Origin of the sequence: Streptomyces sp. CAI-85, assembly GCF_013363615.1 — a bacterium.
GTDB classification, from domain to species: domain Bacteria; phylum Actinomycetota; class Actinomycetes; order Streptomycetales; family Streptomycetaceae; genus Streptomyces; species Streptomyces antibioticus_B.
Genome location: NZ_JAANNX010000191.1, coordinates 1 through 1,254 on the forward strand (window position 1 = coordinate 1; position 1,254 = coordinate 1,254).

Consider the following 1,254-nt stretch of genomic DNA (forward strand, 5'->3'; position numbering starts at 1 on the left):
AGGAGGATCCATCAGCGCCGAGCCCCGCATCAACGACCGGATTCGCGTTCCCGAGGTGCGACTTGTCGGTCCCAGTGGCGAGCAGGTGGGCATCGTCCCCCTGGCCAAGGCACTGGAGCTTGCCCAGGAGTACGACCTGGACCTGGTCGAGGTCGCGGCGAACGCCCGTCCGCCGGTCTGCAAGCTCATGGACTACGGGAAGTTCAAGTACGAGTCGGCCATGAAGGCCCGTGAGGCGCGCAAGAACCAGGCGCACACGGTCATCAAGGAGATGAAGCTCCGGCCGAAGATCGACCCGCACGACTATGACACCAAGAAGGGTCATGTCGTCCGGTTCCTCAAGCAGGGCGACAAGGTCAAGATCACGATCATGTTCCGCGGTCGTGAGCAGTCCCGTCCCGAACTGGGCTACCGACTGCTCCAGCGTCTCGCGGAGGACGTCCAGGACCTCGGGTTCGTCGAGTCGAACCCGAAGCAGGACGGCCGGAACATGATCATGGTTCTCGGTCCGCACAAGAAGAAGACCGAGGCGATGGCCGAGGCCCGCCAGGCGCAGGAGGCCCGCAAGGCCGAGGCGAAGGCCAACCCCGGCCGCTCGCAGAACGCCGCGGACGCCGACGCCGTGAACGCCGAGACGGCGACCGAGGTCGACGCCGAGGCGTGATCCGCCGGGGGCGCGAGCCCCCGAAGGACGCAACCCATACAAGAGCGACGCTCCACCCCGTGCCCGGTTTCACGACCGGGCACCGGAGCGCCACCGACGAGGAGAGAACGGCGCTATGCCGAAGAACAAGTCGCACAGCGGTGCCAGCAAGCGCTTCAAGATCACCGGCTCCGGCAAGGTGCTCCGCGAGCGCGCCGGCAAGCGCCACCTGCTCGAGCACAAGTCGTCCCGCGTGACGCGTCGCCTCACCGGCAACGCCGAGATGGCCCCGGGCGACGCCGCGAAGATCAAGAAGCTTCTCGGCAAGTGACGTGCCCGGCGCTCGCCACGAGCGCCGCACGTCGGAACCGGGACCCAATCGATTCCGGGCCGTGTGAGTCCAACCACGGCCCCGCTACAAGGAGTTAAAAAGTGGCACGCGTCAAGCGGGCAGTCAACGCCCACAAGAAGCGCCGGGCGATCCTCGAGGCGGCCTCCGGCTACCGCGGTCAGCGTTCGCGCCTGTACCGCAAGGCCAAGGAGCAGGTCACCCACTCGCTGGTCTACAACTACAACGACCGCAAGAAGCGCAAGGGCGACTTCCGTCAGCT

At 66.6% G+C, this 1,254-nt stretch carries 3 protein-coding genes; all 3 read left to right on the forward strand.

From position 1 onward, the window contains the following. On the forward strand, positions 1-664 hold a 664-nt coding region (gene infC, locus G6W55_RS37675), incomplete at its 5' end, for a translation initiation factor IF-3 (protein ID WP_217687878.1). A 115-nt stretch (positions 665-779) separates the two neighbouring features. Then, on the forward strand, positions 780-974 hold the full coding sequence (rpmI, locus tag G6W55_RS37680) for a 50S ribosomal protein L35 (protein WP_003977225.1): 195 nt from the start codon (positions 780-782) through the stop codon (positions 972-974). 101 nt (positions 975-1,075) lie between these two features. Further along, positions 1,076-1,254 (forward strand): 50S ribosomal protein L20 (locus tag G6W55_RS37685; protein ID WP_175525068.1); only part of this gene is annotated, 179 nt, incomplete at its 3' end.

Coding starts and splice junctions, on each gene's coding strand:
- rpmI (WP_003977225.1), top strand. CDS start 780: ATGCCGAAGAACAAGTCGCACAGCGGTGCCAGCAAGCGCTTCAAGATC.